The organism is Shewanella sp. (genome assembly GCF_041630135.1).
Taxonomy (GTDB): Bacteria; Pseudomonadota; Gammaproteobacteria; order Enterobacterales; family Shewanellaceae; genus Shewanella.
Genome location: NZ_JBFKLW010000023.1, coordinates 12,157 through 34,048, shown reverse-complemented (window position 1 = coordinate 34,048; position 21,892 = coordinate 12,157). Strand labels below are relative to the sequence as shown.

At 52.9% G+C, this 21,892-nt stretch carries 19 protein-coding genes; 16 read left to right on the top strand and 3 right to left on the bottom strand.

From position 1 onward, the window contains the following. Positions 1–3: 3 nt before the first annotated feature. A complete protein-coding gene (argS, locus tag ABYK60_RS08410; protein ID WP_372871537.1) occupies positions 4–1,749 on the bottom strand; it encodes an arginine--tRNA ligase in 1,746 nt (581 codons plus the stop codon). A gap of 555 nt (positions 1,750–2,304) precedes the next feature. Between argS and ABYK60_RS08405 the strand changes: the two genes are divergently transcribed. Beyond that, on the top strand, positions 2,305–2,472 hold the full coding sequence (locus ABYK60_RS08405; RefSeq protein WP_372871536.1) for a hypothetical protein: 168 nt from the start codon (positions 2,305–2,307) through the stop codon (positions 2,470–2,472). A gap of 135 nt (positions 2,473–2,607) precedes the next feature. Here the strand turns inward: ABYK60_RS08405 and ABYK60_RS08400 are convergent, their stop codons facing one another. Further along, positions 2,608–4,455 (bottom strand): hypothetical protein, encoded by a 1,848-nt coding sequence (locus ABYK60_RS08400; RefSeq protein ID WP_372871535.1) that lies wholly within the window; start codon positions 4,453–4,455, stop codon positions 2,608–2,610. Between the two features lie 277 nt (positions 4,456–4,732). Between ABYK60_RS08400 and ABYK60_RS08395 the strand changes: the two genes are divergently transcribed. Then, on the top strand, positions 4,733–4,870 hold the full coding sequence (locus ABYK60_RS08395) for a hypothetical protein (protein WP_372871534.1): 138 nt from the start codon (positions 4,733–4,735) through the stop codon (positions 4,868–4,870). Positions 4,871–4,908: 38 nt separating this feature from the next. On the opposite strand, the gene priA is transcribed toward ABYK60_RS08395, so the two are convergent. Beyond that, positions 4,909–7,101 (bottom strand): primosomal protein N', encoded by a 2,193-nt coding sequence (gene priA / locus ABYK60_RS08390; RefSeq protein WP_372871561.1) that lies wholly within the window; start codon positions 7,099–7,101, stop codon positions 4,909–4,911. 84 nt (positions 7,102–7,185) lie between these two features. On the opposite strand from priA, the gene ABYK60_RS08385 reads away from it, so the two are divergent. The 14 genes from ABYK60_RS08385 to ABYK60_RS08320 all read left to right on the top strand — a co-directional run bounded on the left by ABYK60_RS08385 (position 7,186) and on the right by ABYK60_RS08320 (position 21,853). Continuing rightward, the gene (locus ABYK60_RS08385; RefSeq protein WP_372871533.1) at positions 7,186–7,929 is read left to right on the top strand and encodes a FimV/HubP family polar landmark protein; all 744 of its coding nucleotides are present in this window, start codon (positions 7,186–7,188) and stop codon (positions 7,927–7,929) included. A 150-nt stretch (positions 7,930–8,079) separates the two neighbouring features. Then, positions 8,080–8,292 (top strand): 50S ribosomal protein L31, encoded by a 213-nt coding sequence (gene rpmE / locus ABYK60_RS08380; protein WP_011758567.1) that lies wholly within the window; start codon positions 8,080–8,082, stop codon positions 8,290–8,292. A 508-nt stretch (positions 8,293–8,800) separates the two neighbouring features. Continuing rightward, a complete protein-coding gene (locus ABYK60_RS08375) occupies positions 8,801–10,048 on the top strand; it encodes a malic enzyme-like NAD(P)-binding protein (protein WP_372871532.1) in 1,248 nt (415 codons plus the stop codon). A 140-nt stretch (positions 10,049–10,188) separates the two neighbouring features. Then, positions 10,189–12,099: an RNase E specificity factor CsrD gene (csrD, locus tag ABYK60_RS08370; protein WP_372871531.1), complete on the top strand. Its 1,911-nt coding sequence runs from the start codon at positions 10,189–10,191 to the stop codon at positions 12,097–12,099. 135 nt (positions 12,100–12,234) lie between these two features. Next, positions 12,235–13,143 carry an MSHA biogenesis protein MshI gene (locus ABYK60_RS08365; protein ID WP_372871530.1) on the top strand — a complete coding sequence of 303 codons (909 nt, stop codon included), beginning with the start codon at positions 12,235–12,237 and terminating at the stop codon, positions 13,141–13,143. Beyond that, complete coding sequence (locus ABYK60_RS08360; RefSeq protein ID WP_372871529.1) at positions 13,140–13,742, top strand: PilN domain-containing protein; 603 nt, start codon at positions 13,140–13,142, stop codon at positions 13,740–13,742. Before ABYK60_RS08365 ends, ABYK60_RS08360 begins: the two co-directional genes overlap by 4 nt. Beyond that, a complete protein-coding gene (locus ABYK60_RS08355; RefSeq protein WP_372871528.1) occupies positions 13,739–14,389 on the top strand; it encodes an MSHA biogenesis protein MshJ in 651 nt (216 codons plus the stop codon). The genes ABYK60_RS08360 and ABYK60_RS08355 overlap by 4 nt, the downstream gene beginning before the upstream one ends. Continuing rightward, positions 14,373–14,666, top strand: coding sequence for an MSHA biogenesis protein MshK (locus tag ABYK60_RS08350; RefSeq protein ID WP_372871527.1), 294 nt, complete (start codon positions 14,373–14,375; stop codon positions 14,664–14,666). The genes ABYK60_RS08355 and ABYK60_RS08350 overlap by 17 nt, the downstream gene beginning before the upstream one ends. A 5-nt stretch (positions 14,667–14,671) precedes the next feature. After that, positions 14,672–16,348: a pilus (MSHA type) biogenesis protein MshL gene (mshL, locus tag ABYK60_RS08345; RefSeq protein WP_372871526.1), complete on the top strand. Its 1,677-nt coding sequence runs from the start codon at positions 14,672–14,674 to the stop codon at positions 16,346–16,348. A gap of 1 nt (position 16,349) precedes the next feature. After that, positions 16,350–17,255, top strand: coding sequence for an ExeA family protein (locus tag ABYK60_RS08340; protein WP_372871525.1), 906 nt, complete (start codon positions 16,350–16,352; stop codon positions 17,253–17,255). Continuing rightward, entirely contained in the window at positions 17,252–18,382 is a 1,131-nt protein-coding gene (locus tag ABYK60_RS08335) for a tetratricopeptide repeat protein (RefSeq protein ID WP_372871524.1), read from the top strand. Before ABYK60_RS08340 ends, ABYK60_RS08335 begins: the two co-directional genes overlap by 4 nt. Then, positions 18,379–20,142 carry a GspE/PulE family protein gene (locus ABYK60_RS08330; RefSeq protein WP_372871523.1) on the top strand — a complete coding sequence of 588 codons (1,764 nt, stop codon included), beginning with the start codon at positions 18,379–18,381 and terminating at the stop codon, positions 20,140–20,142. The genes ABYK60_RS08335 and ABYK60_RS08330 overlap by 4 nt, the downstream gene beginning before the upstream one ends. 2 nt (positions 20,143–20,144) lie before the next feature. Beyond that, positions 20,145–21,365, top strand: coding sequence for a type II secretion system F family protein (locus ABYK60_RS08325; RefSeq protein ID WP_372871522.1), 1,221 nt, complete (start codon positions 20,145–20,147; stop codon positions 21,363–21,365). Next, positions 21,365–21,853 (top strand): hypothetical protein, encoded by a 489-nt coding sequence (locus ABYK60_RS08320; RefSeq protein WP_372871521.1) that lies wholly within the window; start codon positions 21,365–21,367, stop codon positions 21,851–21,853. Before ABYK60_RS08325 ends, ABYK60_RS08320 begins: the two co-directional genes overlap by 1 nt. Positions 21,854–21,892 lie beyond the last annotated feature (39 nt).

Sequence of the window (21,892 nt, the reverse complement as noted above, 5' to 3'; positions counted from 1 at the left end):
GGATTACATGCGCTCCAGTGTTTCTATGCCCAGCAGTGACAGGCCCTGCCTGAGGGTGTCGGCGGTCAGACGGGACAGCAGCAGACGGCTGTCACGGGCAGCTTCGCTGTCGGCGTTAAGCACAGGGCAGGCCTCATAGAAGCTGGAGAAGGCGCCGGCAAGTTCGTACAGGTAACCACAGAGAATGTGCGGCTGGCCCTTGTCCACCATACGGGCAAGGATTTCGCCGAACTGGGCCAGCTTGTTACCCAGTTCTTTCTCTTTGTCGTGATCCAGCACCAGCTCGGCGGCGGACAAATCAATGTCCTCGGCTTTCTTGAAGATACCGGCAACGCGGGTGTAGGCGTACAGCAGGTAGGGAGCTGTGTTGCCTTCGAAGCTCAGCATCTGCTCGAAGCTGAAGATGTAATCGCTGCTGCGGTTCTTGGACAGGTCGGCGTATTTCACCGAGGCAATGCCAACCACGCGGGCGATTTCTTTGACTTCAGCCTCATCCATATCCGGGTTCTTGCTGCGAACCAGCTGCTCAGCACGCTCAACGGCTTCATCGAGCAGGTCAACCAGCTTCACCACGCCGCCGGAGCGGGTCTTGAAGGGACGGCCGTCTTCGCCATTCATGGTGCCAAAGCCCATGTGTTCGAGGGTCATGTTGTCACGCACGAAACCGGCGGTGCGGGCCAGGCTGAACACCTGCTGGAAGTGCAGCGCCTGACGCAAATCTACAAAATAGAGCACGCGGTCGGCATTCAGCACACCTGAGCGGTAGCGCATGGCGGCCATGTCAGTGGTGGCATACAGGAAGCCGCCATCGGCCTTCTGGATGATCACCGGCAGTGGCTCGCCGTCTTTGTTACGGAACTCTTCCTGGAATACCACCTTGGCGCCGTCGCTGATGGCGAGCAGGCCTTTGGCATCCAGATCGGCCACAACCTGAGCGAGGTCTGCGTTGTAGGCGCTCTCACCGTGTACGTCTTTGCGGGTCAGGCTCACGCCCAGGCGGGCGTATACGTCGTGGCAGTGGCTCAGGGAGATATCGTTGAATTCGCGCCACAGCTTGTTGCAGTACTCATCGCCGCTTTGCAGCTCAACCACCAAGCGGCGGGCGCGGGTGGCGAAGTCGTCGGATTCGTCAAAGCGCAGCTTGGCCGCGCGGTAGAAGCTTTCAAGATCTGACAGTTCCAGATTGGCCTTGTCGTCGCCCTGGGCGCGCAGCTCTTCCATGTAGGCCAGCAGCATGCCGAACTGGGTACCCCAGTCACCTACGTGGTTTTGACGGATGACATTGTGGCCGAGGAATTCCAGCGCGCGCACCACGCTGTCACCAATGATGGTGGAACGCAGGTGACCTACGTGCATTTCCTTGGCGAGATTGGGGGAGGAGTAGTCCACCACCACGGTTTGAGCGGCGGCTGCTTTTACGCCCAGCATGGCATCGCCGATGGCGGCCTTGAGCTGGTTGGCCAAAGCGTTGTCGTCGATAAAGAAGTTGATAAAACCGGGGCCGGCAATCTCGACCTTGGCTACCTGCGCCGAGGCTGGCAGATTGTCGATAATCAGCTGCGCCAACACCCTTGGCGGCTTACCGGCGACCTTGGTCAGCATCATGGCCAGATTGGTGGCCAGATCGCCATGGCTCTTGTCCTTGGTTCGGTCGACCTGAATGCGCGCTTCAAAGTCGGCGGGCACTATGCCCTGGGCTTTCAAGGATTCAAGGGTTTGTTCGAGCAAGGATTGAATGAGTTCTTTCATCGGCCTGTATCTGTTGACTGCAAGATTTAACGGAGTAACCGCGTATTCTAGCCGTTGGTGTCTTCACTGGCTATTGGTAGAAAGAAGTTTTTGAGCAAAAACACAAGGCTTGGGTGGCCGTGCGATAGATGAACATTAATTCATGCCTGGCCAAGGGGGAGTTCATGGTCACTGTTGCATAGTGAAGACCATGGTTCGTTAGACATGGATGTTTATTCTGCTGGATGTGTTGATTCACATATTGATCTTGCTGGCGCTGATCTACCCAGCTGGCCTCCTCGAGTCGGTAAGGCGAGACAAGAGCCTGCTTTATTTTGTACTCGGAGGCCTCACTTTTTTAACCTGTTTCTCACTCCTGTTTGCTTACCTGGCGAACATTTATCATTGACATCCCACCTTGCGCGGCTTTTTAGCCGCGATTTTTTTATCTGATGTACTCACACTGCTTGCCGTGCTGGCTGGCACTGAATAAATAAGTCTTCACGCACAGCAAAGACTGGTTTCATCATGGTTGTTGCATAGTCGCCCAAGGTTGGTTGGACAAGGAGGTTACACATGTTGGATATCCTGAGTTTGTTCGCGGGATTCGTTTCTCCCATCGTCTATGATGCGGATGAGCGACCGGAACAAGATAGCACTCTGGCGTATGTATTTGCTGTAGCGCTTATTTTCTTCACAGGATTTGCGCTGCTGTTTGCTTATCTGGCGAGCATTTACCACTGATTTCCCAGTTATCATCGACATCCCTGCTTGCGCGGCTTTTTTAGCCGCGATTTTTTTGTTGGCCGATTAAGAAAAAATGCAGCCAAATGGCTGCATTTTTCGTGGTGTTGCGGTTTTTGTGGCGTTGCTGCGAGCTTAGTTGACGGACTCGGCAAGCATTTGGCTTTGCCACAGCGAGTCTTCATCTTCTGACGATGTCAGCGAGATAAGCACCGCATTGGCTTTGCCTTCGATGGGGGCCAGCACCATCTCGAACTGGGTTTCGCTGCTGTCTGTGTAGTTTATCTCGATGGAGCCTGCCATATTGATGCGCCAGCTCATGGCCAGACTGGGCTCGTCACCTTCCCAGACACTGCCCACGCCATCGGCACCGAAGTACACGTGGAAGGTGCCAGTTTCCCCTTCGAACAGTTTGAAATTCATACTGAATTGCTGTGATAGCACATCTGTATCACTAAAGCCTTCGCTGCTGCGAACCAGACTGACCTGCCCGAGAGGCTTGTCGCTGCCGTAGTCTTGCAACATGGCGCTGAAACGCTCGAGTTTTGGCAGGCTGAAGCGGCCATCTTCAGCGTCAGTAAACCAGATCTCACCAAAGGATTTCAGGGTAAGGGTGTCGCCGCTGGTACTGCTGTCGGCATCAAAAAGACCGCCCGGACCGTCCGAGTCCACGGTCACGCCTGTGACACTGAAACCTGCGTCAGTCCACTGGTATTTGCCAAACTCACCGGACAGCGCCTGAGGCGTGGATTCGCCGTAGCTCTCCAGATTGTTGGTGTGCACCAGCGCGTAGTCTGTGGCGGACAGAAATACCACCACAGTGAGGTTTTCATCCTCTTCTTCCCATACTTTCCAGGAGCCTGAAATCGGGCTGCTGCTGTCATCGATACGGCTAAGGGCAATTTCGCCTTCGCTGAAGCTGAGGGTCAGGGATTCGCCGAGGGTCATGGATTGGATTTCGTGACTGCCACCATCGAAAAAGCCGCCGCTGTTGTCTGACTCGTCAATCAGGGTCAGGCTGATGTCCCCGGTTTGGGGGTTCCACTCGTAACTGCCAAGCTCGGCGCTGCCTGCCTGCTGATCGCCATCATCAGTGTGCTCGTGCAGGATCACATAGTGGCTGTCATCTACGAAGGTAAGCACGTTGCGCATGCCTTCGCCTTCCGTATACAGCCAGCTGCCAATTAGTTGTTGCCGCAGCGAGGTTTCAACGTGGGCCTTGGCGTCGGCATCACTCACCAGGATGCGGTTATCCAGGGTGGTGAGCACTGGGGCAACGGCGTTGGCAAAGCCAGTGCTGCCGATATCAAGCGCTGTGCCGGTAAAGGCATCGGTGCTGGCTTGGGTTAGGGTAATGCCGTTGCTGGGGTCCTTGTCCTCATCCAGTGTTTGCAGGATGCGGGCGATGTTCGACACTGTGGTGGCGTCACCTTCGGCAAAATCATTGGGGGTCAGCAGCCCAGTGGCGGCAACCGAAGGAAAGGTCAGATCGCCAATAAAGAACACCACGGTTTCGCCCGGCAAATACTGGTAATGGCCCATGGCATCGGTGACGCCGCTTTGGGTCTCGGTGCGGTAGCCAATGCCGGCCACGGGGCTGTCGAGAAAGAGTCCCGCCTGCACGCTGGCGCAGCTGATCTGGGCCGCGTTGGCATTGCTGTTGCTCAGAGTGCCGCTGGCGCCTGTGATAGTGCACACCTGGCCGTCGGGTTGGGCGCTGATGCTGATGCTGAAACTGCTGCCCTCGGTCACGCTGGTGGAAAATTGAAAACTGTTCCCGGTAAAGTTTTGGGTTTGGGTGGAACCTGCAGTCAGGGTCAGGCCTATAGTGCTGCCAAGGCCACTGATGCTGCCGCCGATGGCTAACTGGGCCGGGGTTGTGGGTTCCGGGCTGGTGTCGTCATCGCTGCTGCCACCGCAGGCAGTCAGACACAGTGCCAGTGGCAACAAGAGTCCGCGGTAACTAAAGAGGGAGTTTTCCATGATTGAGTCCTTAATGTATGAGCTTCCGTGTTGTCCCGGCAGGGGACTGGGTATTGCACAGCATAAGAAGGACCAACAAAAGTTGGATGTGATTCTTTTTGAAAAGTTTTGAATGCTTTTAAAACAAATGCTTATGACAAGCTAGAAGGGTCGGTCTCAGTGGCAGATTTGACCGTTTTTCGTGGTTTTTCTGATGGTTTTCAAAACGCTTCTGTCATCATATGTACAAATACCTGTCGCCAATATCTACAACTGACTCGCTAACAATTAAAGACCTATGGCCTTCCCTGAAAATCGGTTTCAGCAATACTTTGCCCAATTGGCGAGCTGGTTTGGTTTAAGCCCATTTCTGCTGGTGGATTTGTTCCCTAATCAGGTGCACCTTGATACAGGCCAACTGGCGCTGTTTCGCTGAGTGAACCAACTGAAAAACGCGGCCAAGGCCGCGTTTTTTTACAGTAAGTCCTGAGGGTCGCGGTCGAGGCTCCAGCGGCAGCGCTTGGCTTCGGGCAGCAGGTCGATAGCGGGCAAAATGGCTTCCAGCGCCTGTTGCAAGCCCTGGCGCTGCTCGGCCTGAAACATCAACTGGCGTCTGTGTTTGCCGGCCTTTCTGTCCATGGGGGCGGGCAGGGGGCCTATCACTTCAAAGCCTTTGTCCCTTGGCAACATGGCGGCAATGGCACCCAAAAAGGCTTCTGCATCTTCTGCTCTGTGGGCTTCGGCGCGGGCCAGCACCATATGCCAGGCGGGTGGCAGGGCAGCTTGCTTGCGCTCTTCAAGCTGGTTACGGGCAAAGTCGCCATAGCCCTTGTGCATCAGTTCCCTGAGAATGGGGTTATCGCTCTGGTGGGTTTGCAACAGCACAGTGCCGGGCTTGGCGGCACGGCCAGCGCGACCTGCCACCTGGGTATAAAGCTGGCCAAAGCGTTCCGGGGCGCGGAAATCGGCGCTGAACAGGGCACCGTCCACATCCAGCAGGCCCACCAGAGTCACATCCGGAAAGTGATGGCCTTTGGCCAGCATCTGGGTGCCCACCAGAATCTTATAGTCGCCGCGATGAATGGCCTTTAAGTGGTTTTCCAGTGAGCCCTTAAGGCGGGTTGTGTCGCGGTCGATGCGCACCACCGGGTATTTGGGAAACTCTTCTTTTAGTACTTGCTCGAGCTGCTCTGTACCTATGCCCTGACCCATTAACATGGTAGAGCCACAATTGTGGCACTGACGTGGAATGGCATATTGGTTACCGCAGTGATGGCAGCGGATTTCGCCAAGCTTTTGATGCACGGTAAAGAAGGCATCGCAGCGATCGCATTCATGGAGGTGGCCGCACTCGTGGCACAATAGCGCTGGGGCGAAGCCACGACGGTTCAAAAACAGCAGTACCTGATTGCCAGCGTCCAGATGCAGCCGCATTTCATTGAGCAGCGCCGCTGACATGCCCGCTTTAAGGGGCTGATTGCGGATGTCGATAATGCCCTGACGCACTTTTTTGGCGTTACCGGCGCGCTCCCCAAGATGCAGATGGTGATAGCGGCCAGACAGGGCATTTTGCAGCGATTCCAGTGACGGGGTGGCCGAGCCCAGCAGCACAGGGATCTCTTCCAAATGGCCGCGCATTACTGCCAGATCCCGGGCGTGATAGCCCACACCCTCCTGCTGTTTGAATGAGCTGTCGTGCTCTTCGTCGAGAATTATTACCCCGGGGAAGGCCATGGGGGTAAAGAGTGCTGAGCGGGTGCCAATGATGATGGCAGCCTCGCCGCTGCGTCCGGCGCGCCAGGCGTCGAGCCGTTGGTTGTCGGTGAGATTCGAATGAATCACCGCCACTTCTACCTTAAAGCGGCGACGAAAGCGGTCGATGGTTTGCGGTGTCAGGCCAATTTCTGGCACCAGGATCAGCGCCTGTTTGCCTTCGCCCAGCACCTTTTCCAGCACGGCAAGATACACCTCTGTTTTGCCTGAGCCGGTAATGCCTTCCAGCAGTGTAGTGCTGTAGCCGCTACTGCCGTTAATGGCGGCAACGGCAATGGCCTGTTCTTTATTGAGTTTGTGTGGCGCTTCGCCGAGTTCAAGTTGCCCGCGCCAGCCAAGGTTAACCTCAACTGCCACTTCTTCACGTTTGAGCCAACCTTTATCTTCCAGTCCTTTTAGCGCGGCCTTGCTGAGCTCCTGGGCATTGAATTCATCCATACTCATGGAAGCGGCAAGCAGCATTTCAGCCAGTTTTTGCTGGGCTGGCGCCCTTTTCAGGGCCGGTAATCCAGCCTCATGCGCCTTGTCGGTGAGACTTAGCATCATCCGGCTTTTGGGAGCTGCGTCGGCACCTTTTCTCAGAGCTACCGGCAGTGCCTGGGTCAGCATCTGTCCCTGGCTACAGAAATAATACCTTGCGGCCCACAGTGTCAGTTTATAGAGTGGTTCGGGAAGGGCGGGCTCAGTATCAATAAGCTCAATAATATCTTTGAGTTGGTTCTCTGCCAGACTGCAACTGTCGGTTACCGCAGTCACCAGTCCTATTAATTGCTGCCTGCCAAAGGGCACCCGCACCCGCACACCGGGGCGAGGTGGTGGCAGGTCTGGCGAAAGTCGATAGCTGTAGCTCCTGCGCATGGGAACGGGCAGGGCAACTTCAACAAACTGTGGCATAATCAGGAACATCTGGCTTGAGTTGCCCCTAGTGTAACGGCAGCGTCCAAACTCAGCCAGCCGTAATCCAGAGCAGGAATAATAATGATCAGACTCCTTATCCTCGCATTGCTGCTTGGCGGCCTGTTGCCGTCGGCCGAGGCACGCTTATCCCATGTCAGCATAAATAAAAGCCAGTTTACTTTGGGTGAACATCCGCGTCTCAGAGTCAATATCGTTTCCGAGCGCAGCGATTTCTCCCGACTCGAATTTGTAGTGCGTCAGAGCAAGGGTGAAGAAAAGCTGATGGTCGAACCGCTGAATAACTTTATGTTGCTGTTGACCGGGGTTGAAAATGTCTCCGACAGCGCTGCGCAGCTGGTTGTTCGCGAGTATGTGGTTAATCAATGGCGAGAGGCTAAGGTAATACCCCTGTTCAGCGAAGCTAAGGGCTTGGTGCCATTGACACCCAAACCTCGGCCTCAGGCACAAGTGCCAGTCAAGGTCGCAGCGGTTTCGGGCAATCTTTCAGCATCAGCTTCCAACACGCAGACACCTCAGATTAAGTCTGCTCCAGTTACGGATAATGAGCCTGAGGAAAGCTGCTCAGTGGACTATCAGCAAGGGGAAACCTTGTGGCGCATAGCCAGCCGTTACGCCCCGCGCTGGAACACCAATGTTTATGCCACCATGCTTGCCTTGTTTGATGCCAATCCAAAGGCGTTTAATAAAGGGAAAATAGGGGGGCTGAAGCAAAACGCCAAGCTCGATTGCCCGTCGCCAGCGCTGCTCGCCCGTTATCCTGACATCACAGATGCCAAGCTGGTTTTTGAAGCCAGTGAAGAGTAACCGCGGCGGCGTATACCGTGACATTCAGCTTGTCAGTGGTGGTGACTTCCTGTACTATTCTGCGCCCTAACATACTTGTTATTAACAGCATGTGGTGTCCGACTTCGGGTTGGAAGAGCGACATGGCCTTATACTTTGAGGTAATCCCAGATGAAACCAGGTATCCATCCTGAATACGCCCAGATCACTGCCACCTGTACTTGTGGTAACGTTATCAAGATCAACTCTACTGTAGGTAAAGACCTGCACCTGGACGTGTGTGGTGCTTGTCACCCATTCTACACCGGCACCCAGAAAGTAGTTGATACCGGCGGTCGTATCGACAAGTTCAACAAGCGTTTCGGTATGCTTGGCAAGAAGTAATTGCAACAGCAATGAATTTCTAAAAGAGGGCACCCTGCGGGGTGCCCTCTTTGTTTATGGGGACAATGTTTTATTCGGCAATTCCGGGCACCATGAAAAGAAAATGTATCAAAGCAGCTGAGGTCAGAGCAGTTGGTGCTGAAAGCTATTTTTTCCTTTGCTTAACCTATAACTGCGGGCAATAACGCCAAACTGGAATTTAATTTGGTAATTTTTCTACACAATGTGCTGTAAATCCGCTCTGCTGCTGTTGTTTTTTGAGAAGGTTAGGTATTTAAACTACAAAGTTAATGGCAGGTTTTGCGAATGTTTTATTGAGTTAACTTGTGAAAATGACGGTTTGGTTTCTCTTGGCGTGCCAAGTCAGTGAAATTTGTTGATAGTCGGTTTCAAAGCCCTGGTAATTCGCGTAATCTAAATGACCTCGGTTAAGGGGCTCCGAACCTGGCCTGAGTCAGGTCCTTTTCCCGGGCACTTCCAACAAAAAAACGTCGTTCAGGATTAAAAAATGGCAGACCTCCGTCAACAAGCACTCGATTATCACGAATTTCCTGTCCCTGGGAAAATGGCCGTATGTCTTACCAAACCGGCTCAAACCAGCATGGACTTGGCTCTTGCTTACAGCCCGGGCGTGGCTGAGCCTGTGCGTGAAATTGCGTCCAATCCTGCCGACGCCTACCGCTATACCGCCAAGGGAAACACGGTTGCGGTGATTTCCAACGGTACCGCGATTTTGGGTTTGGGCAATCTGGGGCCGTTGGCGTCCAAACCGGTAATGGAAGGAAAGGCGCTGCTTTTTAAGCATTTTGCCAATATTGATGCCACCGACATTCAGGTGAAGCACCGGACCACCGAAGAGTTTATCAATACTGTTGAAGCTATCGCCGATACCTTTGGTGGTATTAACCTTGAGGACATCAAGGCACCGGAGTGTTTTGAAATTGAGCGTGAGCTGATTGAACGCTGCGCCATTCCTGTGTTCCACGATGATCAGCACGGCACCGCCATTGTGACCGCAGCAGGCATGATCAATGCGTTGGAAATTCAGGGTAAATCTATTGAGAAAGCGGTATTCGTATGTATGGGTGCCGGCGCCGCTGCTATCGCCTGTATGACCATGTTGGTGAAGTGTGGTGCCCAGCGTGAGAATGTTTATATGCTCGATCGCAAGGGCGTTATTCATACCCGCCGTGAAGATCTCAACGAATACAAGGCGCTGTTCGCCAACAACACTGACAAGCGCACACTGCAGGATGTGATTAAAGGTGCCGATGTGTTTTTGGGGCTCTCCGGTCCTGATGTGCTGAGTGCTGAGGACGTGCTGTTGATGGCGGATAATCCGGTGATCTTCGCTTGCTCCAATCCGGATCCGGAGATCAAGCCTGAGCTGGCTCACGATATCCGTAAGGACATCATTATGGGAACCGGTCGCAGCGATTACCCTAACCAAGTTAATAACGTACTGTGCTTCCCGTTTATCTTCCGTGGCGCATTGGATGTTCGAGCCTCACGTATTAACGATGAGATGAAAATTGCTGCCGTGCATGCCATTGCCGAACTGGCCAAAGAGCCTGTTCCAGAGACTGTGCTTGCAGCTTATCCCAAGGTGACCAGCCTGAGTTTTGGTGCCGAATACGTGTTGCCTAAACCCATGGATCCACGTTTGTTGCCGCGGGTTGCACGTGCTGTTGCCCAGGCTGCTATCGATTCAGGTGTGGCTGCCATAGCTACACTGCCGGAGCATTACTTCGAGTAATCTGGCTCAGAGTGTCACAAGACCACAAAAGGCAACCTTCAAGGTTGCCTTTTGTTATTCAGTACCTGATAATTTTTAACAATTTGAATGGTTCCCGACCATGCCGCACAATAATAACGACAATCAGGACGGCTTTTCCCATGCAACTTACACGCATGCTGACCAAAAAACTCATCAGCTTCTGGATGATGTCGCTGGCAGCCGTGGCCTTTGTTTTTTTGCTCAGCTCGCTGATGAGTTTTGTACAGCTTACCTATAAATTCCAACAGCAAAAAGTCGCTGAGCTGGAAACCATGCTCATCAACCATTATCAGAATGGCAGTACATGGGAGCTGGATTCCTGGCTGCCTCCGTTGCTGCTTGCTTACAACGCCATCAATTTCCGCCTGACTGAAAATGATGAACTGGTATTTGAATATCAGGGTAATACAGGTTTAGAGCAGCAAAAGGTGCTCTATGAACAGGTACTCAAAGAGCATGAGGCGCTGAAGATGCGTCTGGAACTGCCCAGACCCTTTTCAAGCCATGAGCTTGGTTGGCGGGAAATTATGATCCTGCTGGTGGGTGTTTCTGCGGTGGGCGGTTTTGTGCGTTTTGGTTACCTGTGGTTTTCTGCTGAATTGGAAGGCATTGAGGCCCTGGCACAGCGCAGTAAACTCATTCTCGATGGCAAGCTGGAACAGGCGGCCAAGGCACCGGGCAACGGTAAGCCCCGAATGATTAACCGCGCCCTGAGCCGGTTGTTGGCCGAATTGGCCGATGCCCATAAAGAACGGGCCAGGTTCGATAAATTCATTCGCTCCAATACTTTCTTAGACCCCCAAACCCGCATAGGTAACCGACTGTTTTTACAGAATCGTCTTAACGCATTGTCCGGCGAACAGGGCATGATGGCTCCCGGGGTGCTTTATCTGCTTGAAATGGAAGATCTGGACATTCTGCAACAGGAGCTGGGTGATGAGCCTGTGTTGGAGCTGCTTCACGGCACTATCAATGCAATCAATCTGGTGTTGCAAACCCAGGCCAATAGCATCTTTGCCCGCCGTTCTCACAATCAACTGGCCATTGTGGTGCCGCAAATTTCCCTCGCAGAAGCCGATGCCCTGGCTGATAAACTGTTGAAGATTTGTCTGGCTCAGCCTTTACCCAAGGTGGAAGAGGCCGACAATTTCTTTCACCTTGGCGGCGCATATTTTAAAGAGGGCGATGCCACTGAACAGCTTCTGGACGAAGCCGATATGGCTTTGCGCGCAGCACAACTACAGGGAACCAGTAGTTGGTTTATGTACGATAAAGGTGCAGTGGATCAGGAGTTTGCCAAAGGCTCTGTCCGTTGGCGGGCGTTTTTGGAAAATGCGTTGGTTCAGCGTCGGTTTGTGGCCTTTGCCCAGCCGGTATCTGAAGGTGATGGTACTCGCCATCATTACGAAATTTTTACCCGGGTAAAAGACCCCATGGGCAGTCTTGTGAGGGCGACCCTGTTTATTCCCATGGCAGTAAAATGTGGCCTGATGCCACAAATTGAGCGTCAGGTGGTGGAGCGAACTTTGTTTGAGTTGATGTCAGACAGCGCCAACCAAACCAAGCACTACAGTATTAATCTGAGTTTTGATTCGCTTACCAGCCGTGCTTTTGTGCGCTGGCTGCAAACCACATTGCTGGAGTATCGCCATCTGGCGTCAAGGTTAGTGTTTGAGGTGACTGAGGATGTGGTCATAAAGCACAGAGCGCAACTTGAGCCTCAGTTGAATATGCTGCGTAAAATGGGGGCGCGGATTTGTGTTGACCATGTGGGGCAACAGGTAGTCAGTACTCAATATATTCGTGAATTGGGCTTTCATTTTATTAAGCTGCATCGTTCTGTGGTGCGTCAAATTGATTTACGGCCAGAAAATCAACTGTTTGTTCGCAGTTTAATCGGCAGCTTATATCGGACAGAAGTGCAGGTGTTTGCCGAGGGGGTGGGGTCATTTGAAGAATGGCAAACCCTGCAAATTTTGGGGGTGAGCGCCGCCCAGGGCAGTTATTTCGGTGATCCTCAGCAGACCTGAGTGGCAAAAGTAATAAAAGCCCTTGTGAAACACGGGGCTGAAGCCTATCTTATGCAATGTATTCCCTGCATAATAACTATTAAAAATAGATAATTAGTTTAATAACGCCGCTTCTTTCCCTTGATGTAACTTTTTATGGCAGTGGCATACGGCAACCCGCATAACCAATTGGATATGAGTGCAATGGGCCGATTCTCTTTTTTTAACAAAAAATCTGAACTGCGTGCATTGGGGCTATATCTGTCGGCAGATACCTGTTGGGTAACTGCCGCAGACAGCAGCGATGAAACTGTGCTGGAAATCCCGCTTCGCAGTGATGGCTGGTCTGACTTAATGGCGACCATTGTAAGTCATTTTGGCCCGTGCAGGTTGGCCATAGTGCTCGGCGCAGGTCGTTACCAACTACTGCTAACCGATAAGCCATCGGTCCCTGAAGCCGATTTGTCGGACGCCATAAAATGGTCTGTAAAGGACATGGTTTCTGAACCTGTCACATCTCTTCAGATTGATTATTTTGAGTCCCCCAATTCAAGCAGCAACAAAATTACAGTGGTCAGTGTTTCACGCCGCGCTCTGGAAGAGTTGGTTCACGCAGTAGACGAAGCAAAATGTGAAGTTGCGGGCATTGGTATTGAAGAGCTGGTGACTGCGCGCTTATTTGAAGCAGAATCTCAGGCTCGTATGGTGGTCAGTCATGTGCCTGGCAATGAATTGCTGCTGACTGTTGTCAAAGGTGGTGAACTGTGGATGCAACGTCGGGTGCGTGGTTTCGCAGAACTAAACCGGATTGATGAACAGGATTTGGCTTTTGGTGCTGCGGATAACTTAAGTCTTGAACTGCAGCGCTCCATGGATTACTTCGAAAGTCAATTGCGGCAGCCTCCGGTAGCCAGTATCGAGGTGCTTACCGAAGGTGCCGTGGCTGCATTGGCTCGTCTGCTCGGGGCGAATTTTAACCAGCCTGTTTCGGCAATATCCTCATTGCCCGTTGGTCATGTTTTTGCCCAACTGGCCTGCCGTGAATTTATGGGGGAGCGCGTATGAGCAGAACCCACATCAACCTTTACGATGAATCCTTATTACCAGCCCGATTGAGGTTAAGCTTTGCCAGATTAAAGCTGGCGGTGTCACTGGTGTTGGTACTGATACTGTCTGGCATGGGACTGGTGTATTGGCAGCTGCAGGCTGCACTGAGTGAATTGGCTGATGCCCGCAGCATGGAGCAACAGCTCAATACAGAGAAGCAGCAGCTGGAGCAGCGCATTGCCAGTCATAAACCTGATGCAGCCTTGGTTGCGGAAGTGACAGAGCTGCAGGACGGCTTGGAACTCAAACGCTTGCTGTTGGGTGAAATTGCCAAGCAGCAGCGCTTTACCCGTGATGGCTATGGCGCCTTGCTGACCGATTTGGCGCGCAGTGCCGATGGCAATGTGTGGCTTGGCCGGATCCTGGTCGCTGACGGTGAGTTGCGCTTCGAAGGCTATGCCAGCAATCCCAGAAGCATTCCTTTGTGGGTGGAGCGACTGAATGCCACGCAGACCCTTAAAGGGAAACAGTTTGCCACCATGACCATGGCTCGGGAGCCGGATAGGCCGCTGGGCTTTGTCCTTACCAGTGGTGCACTCAGGGAGGTTAACCCATGAGCCGGATTGCTGCTTTGGGCTCACGCTATGAATCCCTGACTTCCCGCGAACGGGGCATTATTTTCGGTGCAAGTTTGCTGGGGTTATTTTTATTGCTGTCCACCCCGCTTGAAAGTTTATGGAAAGAGGCCGGCGTTACCAGGCAACGGCTGGCGGATGTCACACAGACTAACAAACTGTCCGGTCAGCAAATCAGCATGTACCGCGAGCAGCTGGCACAGGACCCGAACAGAGACCATTTGCAGCGCAAGCAGCTGTTGTTGGCCGAACATGCCAAAGTTGATAAGGCATTGAGTGATGAAATGGTAGACATGGTGCCAGCAGACAGGATGCCATCGGTGTTATCAACAATGCTGGATGGGGCTCAGGGGCTTAAGCTGACCTCTTTTGAGTCCATTGCTCCTGTACCTCTGCTCGACCTGGGGGAGCAAACCACATTGAATCTCTATTCCCATGGCATGTCCTTGACTCTGGAAGGGGATTTTTTTGCGGTGCTCAGGTTTGTGCAGACTGTCGAGAGCATGGAGCAGCAACTTTATTGGAAGCGTCTTGACTATCAGGTCAAGGCTTATCCCCGGGCTGAAGTGCAGCTGTTGTTGCATACCTTAAGCATCAATGAGGACTTTATCCGTGTGGCGAATCATTAGCCTGCTATGTGTTTTTGTCGGTCCAGTGTTGGCGGGGCAGGGGCTTAAGGACCCTACTCAACCGGGAAATTACAGTGCGCCGGCTGCAGCCAGAGGCGGCAGTCAGTTAAAAAGTATTATCACATCCCCCAATGGCAATTACGCCGTGGTGGGCGACAAGCTTCTATCGATTGGAGACAGCATTGGCAGTGCTCGCATTGTGGCCATCGGCAATGATTCTATCCGGCTGTCGGATGGCAAAACACTCAAGTTGTTTCAGACAATTACAGAGAGATAAATGATATGGTGAATTCCGGTTTCAAGTACCTTACTCCTGTATTGGCATTGTGTCTGATGGCTTGCCAGACCACAGGCAGACCCGTGCCTGTTGAGTCAAAGGGTGCCCTGAATGAGGTGGTCGCGGCTAAAGCTGATGCCACTGTGCCACCTGCCAAAATGCCTGACTCAGTGTCGCGGGAGCTCGATAGTCGCAGTCAGGTTTTTGCGCCTGTTCAGCCGCCTGAACGTCGCTTTGATGTGGCCGCCAACAACGTGGATGCAAGGGTGTTTTTCCCCAGTCTGGTGAAAGGCACCCCATTCAGCATGGCAGTACATCCGGATGTGCAGGGCAATATTTCGCTGTCCCTTAAAGGTGTCACCCTGAGCGAAGCTTTGCAGGTAGTTGAAGACCTTTATGGATACGAAGTGAGTCATGAAGGTAAGGTTTTGCGGGTATTTCCCTCAGGTATGCGTACCGAGACTTTCCCGCTTAACTATCTGTACATGGAGCGCATGGGGATCTCGCTGACGTCGGTGACGTCAGGCCGTATTTCGGACAATAACACCAATAATGGCAGTAATAACGGCAACAACAACGGTAATAACAGCGGTATCGGCAATAACGGTAACAATAACGGTGGCACAAACAACGGCAATAATGGCAATAACACCAATGGCACTTTCATCCAGTCCCGTACCAAAACCGACTTTTGGGGTGAGTTGAAAGAAACGCTGGAAACGCTGATTGGTGGAACTGCCAGTGGCCGTAATGTGGTGGTTACTCCTCAGGCCGGATTGGTCACAGTCAGAGCTTTGCCAAATGAATTGCGTCAGGTTCGTGAGTTTTTAAATACCGCCGAAACACATCTGCAAAGGCAGGTAATTCTGGAAGCCAAGGTGCTTGAGGTGACGTTGTCAGACGGTTATCAGCAGGGGATCCAGTGGAATGAAATTGCTGGCAGTGCTTTGGCTGACGGTAATACCAAACTTAACTTTTCGACCAGCGGCGGCAACTTTGCCGATCAGATTACCGGCGTACTTGGCGGTGTGACATCCTTGTCAGTCGCTGGTTCTGACTTCAGTGCCATGATAACCCTGCTTGATACCCAAGGGGATGTGGATGTGCTTTCCAGCCCTCGCGTTACCGCCTCCAACAATCAAAAGGCGGTGATTAAAGTAGGTAAGGATGAATACTTCGTGACAGAAGTGTCGTCTACAACAGTAGCTGGCACTACCCCGGTCACCAGTCCTGAAGTCGAACTGACGCCGTTTTTCTCGGGGATTGCACTGGACGTAACACCGCAGATTGACGCTGAAGGTAATGTGTTACTGCACGTCCACCCTTCGGTGATTGAAGTTAAAGAGCAAACCAAGCAAATCAGGATCAGTGACAGCAACCTTGAGCTGCCGTTGGCCCAGAGTGAAATTCGTGAGTCAGACACAGTGATTAAAGCCAGTTCCGGTGATGTAGTGGTGATTGGCGGCCTGATGAAGACTGAAAACCTTGAGCTGGTGTCCAAGGTGCCTTTGCTGGGCGATATTCCGTTGTTGGGTGAGGCATTTACCAATCGCAGTAAGGCGACCCGCAAGACAGAACTGGTGATCCTGCTCAAACCTACTGTGGTGGTCAGCGGTACCTGGCAGAAGGAACTGCAGCGCTCCAAGCAATTGCTGGACCGCTGGTATCCAGAGGAAAACTAACGTGTATCTGCAGCACTTCGGTTTGGCGGAGGCACCCTTTGCGCTGACGCCCAATACCGGATTCTTTTTTGCGCTGGCGCCCCATGTGGAGGCGCTGCAAGTGTTGCAAACTGCATTGCAGACAGGTGAAGGTTTTATCAAGGTTACCGGTGAAGTCGGTACGGGTAAAACCCTTATTTTACGCAAGCTTATCAATGAATTGCCCGCACCACTGCGTTGTGCTTATTTACCCAACCCTTGCCTGTCGCCGGATGAGCTGCGTTGGGCACTGGCGCTGGAGTTGGGACTTAAATATTCCGCCAATATCGACCAGCAGCAACTGACCTGCCTTATCCAGCAGCAGCTACTGGCGCTGTCTGCTCATGGCCACAGTGTGGTGCTGGTGTTGGACGAAGCTCAGGCATTGCCCGATGCCAGTCTTGAGACCTTGCGACTGTTTACCAATCTTGAAACCGAAAGCCGCAAGCTGTTGCAGGTAGTGCTTTTTGGTCAGCCTGAGCTGGATGAGCGTCTTGCTGAGCCGCATTTGCGTCAGTTGCGCCAGCGCATCACGTTCAGCTACAGGTTGCGGCCGCTGGATAAACAGGAAATCCAGGCTTATCTGTCGCACCGGCTCAGAGTCGCAGGTTACTCTGGAGAGTCCTTGTTTGACAGCGGTTCGGTTGCCACCCTTGCAAGGGCTTCCCGTGGGATCCCCCGACTGATCAATATTCTTGCTCACAAGGCTATGATGCTCGGCTATGGCGAAGGAATGTCCCGCATAGGTCGACGCCAGGTCAAGGCTGCCATTGCCGACACCGAAGATGCCAGCCGCTCTGTGTTGCCCTACTGGCTGCCTTTTGTAACCCTGGCGAGTGTAGCCTGTATGGTGGCGCTGGGTGTTTGGTGGCGCGGAGGTGGGTTGTGAGCGTTATCAATCAAATGCTTAAGGATTTGGATAAGCGTCAGCAGGGGCATGGCGTGCAGCAACTGCCACGTGCTGTTGCGGTTCAGCCCGGGCGACAGAGGTCTTCTGTGCTGGTATGGCTGATGCTGCTGTTGCTGGTGTTCATTGCCACAGCTGCTTATATTGCCATGCAGTTCCAGCAGGCGCAGCCCACAGGAACCGGCGCAGCCCCTCAGGCTCAGATTGGTGTTCCGCCGGCAAATGTGTCGGAGGCGGCAGCAATTTCCCTTGGCACGGGGGATGAGAATCTTAACAAGCCCAGCGCACCGCAGATAGAGACTGATGCGGCTCCGGAGTCGCCTCTGCCAGAGGTATCTTCCACTGTTTCTGCAGTGCCCGCGGCAGGTAACAATCAAAATCCGGTGAACAATTCAGCACCGGAGCAAACCTCTCAACTGACAGGAGCCGCCACCAAAGAGCCAGCAGTGTCATCGCCGGTAAGAAGCTCATCGCCCACTGTAGAATCGAAGCCTCAGAGTCACATGGCTGTGACCGAAGTGCGGCTGTCTATCGCCGAGCGCGCTGAACGGGCAATGATTAAGGCAGCGAATGCAGAGCATGCCGGTAAGCTCACAGAGGCGGCTGAACACTATGGTGAAGCTTTGTCGCTGGAACCGGCACGTCATCAGGCTCGCAGGCAATTGGCGGCACTGCGTTATGGTCAGGGCCGGATGAGTGACGCCATCCTGGTGCTTGAAACCGGCAAAAGCCGTTTCCCCGACGAATATTCATTTTCTTTGCTGTTGGCAAAACTCTGGCGTGAGCAGGGCGACCGGCAGCAATCGCTAACCCTGCTCAGTGATATTCCTGATGGTTCACCCCTGGCAGCCGATAAATGGCTGTTGCAGGCAGATATTGCCAGAGAGTCGCAAGATTACCCACTGGCTGAGCAGGCATACCGGCAGTTGCTTATAAGTGACAGTGAGCGCTCGACCTGGCGCTTGGGTTTGGCCTATGCCCTGGATACTCAGGGGCGTTTTATTGAGGCTGGCGAACATTATCGCCGGGCACTCAGGGGGCAGGAGCTGTCGGCAGACGCCCGCCGTTTTGTGGAGAGCAGATTAATGCAGTTGGGAGAGCACCAATGAAACCTAAACTCAAGATGCGTCTGGGTGATCTCTTGGTATCCGAGCAGATCATTGGTGAAGAGCAGCTGATCACAGCGTTGGGGGAGCAAAAGAAAACCGGTCGCAAGTTGGGGCGCACACTTATCGATTTGGGGTATATCAGTGAAGACCAGTTGCTGCAGTTCCTGTCTCAGCAGCTGAATATTCCCTTTATCGACATCAGTCGCCGCCCGGTGCCGCCGGAGGTTGTAAATCTGTTGCCTGAAGTTCAGGCCCGCCGCTACAGAGCTCTGGTACTTGAAGACAACGGTGATGCCGTGGTGGTTGCCATGAGTGACCCGGCTGATTTGCAGGCGCTGGATAATCTGGAAGTATTGCTGGCGCCCAAGCGCATTGAGTTGGCGGTTGCACCGGAAGCGCAGTTAATGCAGGCGTTCGATAACCTGTATAGACGTACCGGACAGATAGCACAGATGGCCGGCCAGCTGGAAGAAGAATATGCGGCCGATGAAGCCTTCGACCTTGCAGCGTTAACCGCCGGAGACAGTGACAACGAGACCACAGTGGTTAAATTGTTGCAGTCGATTTTTGAAGATGCAGTACAAATGCGAGCCTCGGATATTCATATAGAGCCCGGTGACAAATCGCTGCGTATTCGCCAGCGGGTCGATGGCCATTTGCAGGAAACCGTGCTTAATGAAGTCACCATTGCCGCTGCGCTGGTACTGCGTCTTAAACTGATGGCAGGACTTGATATTTCTGAAAAACGTCTGCCCCAAGATGGTCGTTTTCATATGGAACTCAAGGGCCACAAGATAGATGTGCGTATTTCTACCATGCCTATTTATCACGGCGAGTCGGTGGTGATGCGTCTTTTGGATCAGTCAGCCGGTTTGCTGACGCTCAACGAAACCGGGATGCCGCAGAACATCCTTGAGCGGGTTCGCAAACAAATTAAACGCCCCCATGGCATGTTGCTGGTTACCGGGCCAACGGGTAGCGGTAAAACCACCACGCTTTACGGTATTTTGAGTGAGCTTAATACCGCCGACAGAAAGATCATTACGGTGGAAGACCCGGTGGAATATCAGCTGCCGCGCATTAATCAGGTGCAGGTTAACCATAAGATTGGTTTGAACTTTTCCAATGTGCTTCGCACCACTTTGCGTCAGGATCCCGATATCATCATGGTGGGTGAGATGCGCGACCACGAGACGGTGGAAATCGGCCTCAGGGGGGCGCTGACCGGTCACTTTGTGCTGTCTACACTGCACACCAATGATGCGGTAACCTCTGCGCTGCGTTTGCTCGATATGGGGGCGGCCAGTTATTTGGTTGCCAGTGCGCTGAGGGTGATCATTGCCCAGCGCCTTGTTCGACGTGTATGTCAGAATTGCGCCGTCGATTATCAGCCTGTGCCGCAGGAGCGTGCCTGGCTTAATACCATCGGTAAGGGCAATGATTTTACCTCGGCCCGCTTCCGTGTTGGTACAGGTTGCCAAAGCTGCAATGGTACCGGTTATCGCGGCCGGATAGGTATTTTTGAGCTGCTTGAACTGGATGACGCCATGGTGGATGCCATGCGTACCGGTAATCCGCAGGATTTTGCCCGTGCAGCCCATGCCAGTCCCAACTTTACCCCGCTAACGGTTTCGGCTCTGCACTATCTGCAAAAGGGTATGACCACTATCGAGGAGGTGGCCAAGCTGGTGGAAGACATGTCGGATACGCCTTTGCCACTTTCTGAAGAGGTGGCGAAATTTGAAACCGGAGACGTTTGAATATGCCTGTGTATCAGTACCGGGGGCGTAATGCGCAGGGGCAACAAGTCAGCGGTAAGCTGGATGCAGCCTCTGAAAATGCGGCTGCCGATCAGTTGATGCAAAGGGCCGTGATCCCACTGGAACTGGTGCAAGCCAAAGAAGACGCAGCCACCCTGGATTTCAGCTCGCTGTTTCGCCGCAAAGTCAGCCTTGAAGAGTTGCAAATTTTTACACGGCAGATGTACTCGCTGACACGTTCCGGCATCCCGATCCTTAGGGCAATCGCCGGGCTGAGCGAAACCACCCATTCGCAACAAATGAAGGACGCCCTGGATGATATTTCGGTACAGTTGACTGCGGGGCGGCCATTGTCCTCGGCAATGAACCATCATCCTGACGTATTTGATGCGCTGTTTGTGTCTATGGTGCATGTGGGGGAAAACACCGGCAAGCTGGAAGATGTGTTCCTTCAATTGTCGGGGTATCTTGAGCGGGAGCAGGAAACCCGTCGTCGCATCAAGTCAGCTATGCGCTATCCGGTGTTTGTGTTGATAGCCATCGGTCTTGCCATGGTGATCCTCAACATCATGGTTATCCCCAAATTTGCGGACATGTTCTCCAAGTTTGGCGCTGAATTACCCTGGGCAACCAAACTGCTGATTGGCACGTCCAACTTTTTCGTCAACTACTGGTGGTTACTGGCGTTGATGTTGGTGGCAGTGATTGGTGGCGTTAATTATTGGCACCGAACCGAAAAAGGTGAGCAGCAGTGGGATAAATGGAAACTGCACTTGCCGGCAGTAGGCTCGATTCTTGAGCGCTCAACCCTGTCCCGATATTGTCGCAGTTTCGCCATGATGATGGGCGCCGGCGTCCCCATGACCCAGGCGCTGAGTCTGGTGGCTGATGCGGTGGACAATGCCTATATGCATGACAAGATTGTTGCCATGCGTCGGGGGATTGAATCCGGTGAATCCATGCTGAGGGTGTCGAACCAGAGTAAGCTTTTTACCCCACTGGTACTGCAAATGGTTGCAGTAGGTGAAGAAACCGGCCAGCTTGAACAATTGCTCAATGATGCGGCGGATTTTTATGAAGGCGAAGTAGACTACGACCTGAAAAATCTCACAGCCAAGTTGGAGCCGATTTTGATTGGTATAGTTGCGGCTATCGTATTGGTGCTGGCGCTGGGGATTTACCTTCCCATGTGGGACATGCTCAATGTGGTCAAGGGGGGATAATGCCATCCCAGCGTGATGTAGAAAGTGATCTGATAGGGACATACCGATTGCTTCTGGCTGTGATAGTGCTGATGCTACTGCTTGCCATTGTTGGCTTTCGTTATTTCGGCAGCCTCGATTCCATTGCATCCAATCGTATGGCGCTGGAGCAAACTCGCTGGCTGAATATAGTGTCCATGGCGAGGTCAAAGTGGCTGGGACAGGGCCGTGGTGAGGTGTTGAAGCTGGAGTGGGAAATGCTTGGCCGACACAGTCCGGCTCAGGCAGAGCTGGTCACCATGAGTAACACAGGTTGGCCTCAACCACCTGCTGCAACAGATGACGGCTGTTTGCGTTTGTGGCAGCAATTGTTGGGCTATGAGGGATTAAAGCCTGTGGTGGTGTTTTTCAATGACAAAAAAAGCACCTGTGACTATTTCGGCGATGCGGGCAGTGGATTGAGTTATGACCCGCACACAGGAAAGGTGACCTCGGTCACCGCAGACTAATTAACTGTAATATATGGGACTTTTCAAGATGATTTTTGC

Coding starts and splice junctions, on each gene's coding strand:
- argS (WP_372871537.1), bottom strand. CDS start 1,749: ATGAAAGAACTCATTCAATCCTTGCTCGAACAAACCCTTGAATCCTTG.
- ABYK60_RS08405 (WP_372871536.1), top strand. CDS start 2,305: ATGTTGGATATCCTGAGTTTGTTCGCGGGATTCGTTTCTCCCATCGTC.
- ABYK60_RS08400 (WP_372871535.1), bottom strand. CDS start 4,455: ATGGAAAACTCCCTCTTTAGTTACCGCGGACTCTTGTTGCCACTGGCA.
- ABYK60_RS08395 (WP_372871534.1), top strand. CDS start 4,733: ATGGCCTTCCCTGAAAATCGGTTTCAGCAATACTTTGCCCAATTGGCG.
- priA (WP_372871561.1), bottom strand. CDS start 7,101: ATGCCACAGTTTGTTGAAGTTGCCCTGCCCGTTCCCATGCGCAGGAGC.
- ABYK60_RS08385 (WP_372871533.1), top strand. CDS start 7,186: ATGATCAGACTCCTTATCCTCGCATTGCTGCTTGGCGGCCTGTTGCCG.
- rpmE (WP_011758567.1), top strand. CDS start 8,080: ATGAAACCAGGTATCCATCCTGAATACGCCCAGATCACTGCCACCTGT.
- ABYK60_RS08375 (WP_372871532.1), top strand. CDS start 8,801: ATGGCAGACCTCCGTCAACAAGCACTCGATTATCACGAATTTCCTGTC.
- csrD (WP_372871531.1), top strand. CDS start 10,189: ATGCAACTTACACGCATGCTGACCAAAAAACTCATCAGCTTCTGGATG.
- ABYK60_RS08365 (WP_372871530.1), top strand. CDS start 12,235: ATGGCAGTGGCATACGGCAACCCGCATAACCAATTGGATATGAGTGCA.
- ABYK60_RS08360 (WP_372871529.1), top strand. CDS start 13,140: ATGAGCAGAACCCACATCAACCTTTACGATGAATCCTTATTACCAGCC.
- ABYK60_RS08355 (WP_372871528.1), top strand. CDS start 13,739: ATGAGCCGGATTGCTGCTTTGGGCTCACGCTATGAATCCCTGACTTCC.
- mshL (WP_372871526.1), top strand. CDS start 14,672: ATGGTGAATTCCGGTTTCAAGTACCTTACTCCTGTATTGGCATTGTGT.
- ABYK60_RS08330 (WP_372871523.1), top strand. CDS start 18,379: ATGAAACCTAAACTCAAGATGCGTCTGGGTGATCTCTTGGTATCCGAG.
- ABYK60_RS08325 (WP_372871522.1), top strand. CDS start 20,145: ATGCCTGTGTATCAGTACCGGGGGCGTAATGCGCAGGGGCAACAAGTC.
- ABYK60_RS08320 (WP_372871521.1), top strand. CDS start 21,365: ATGCCATCCCAGCGTGATGTAGAAAGTGATCTGATAGGGACATACCGA.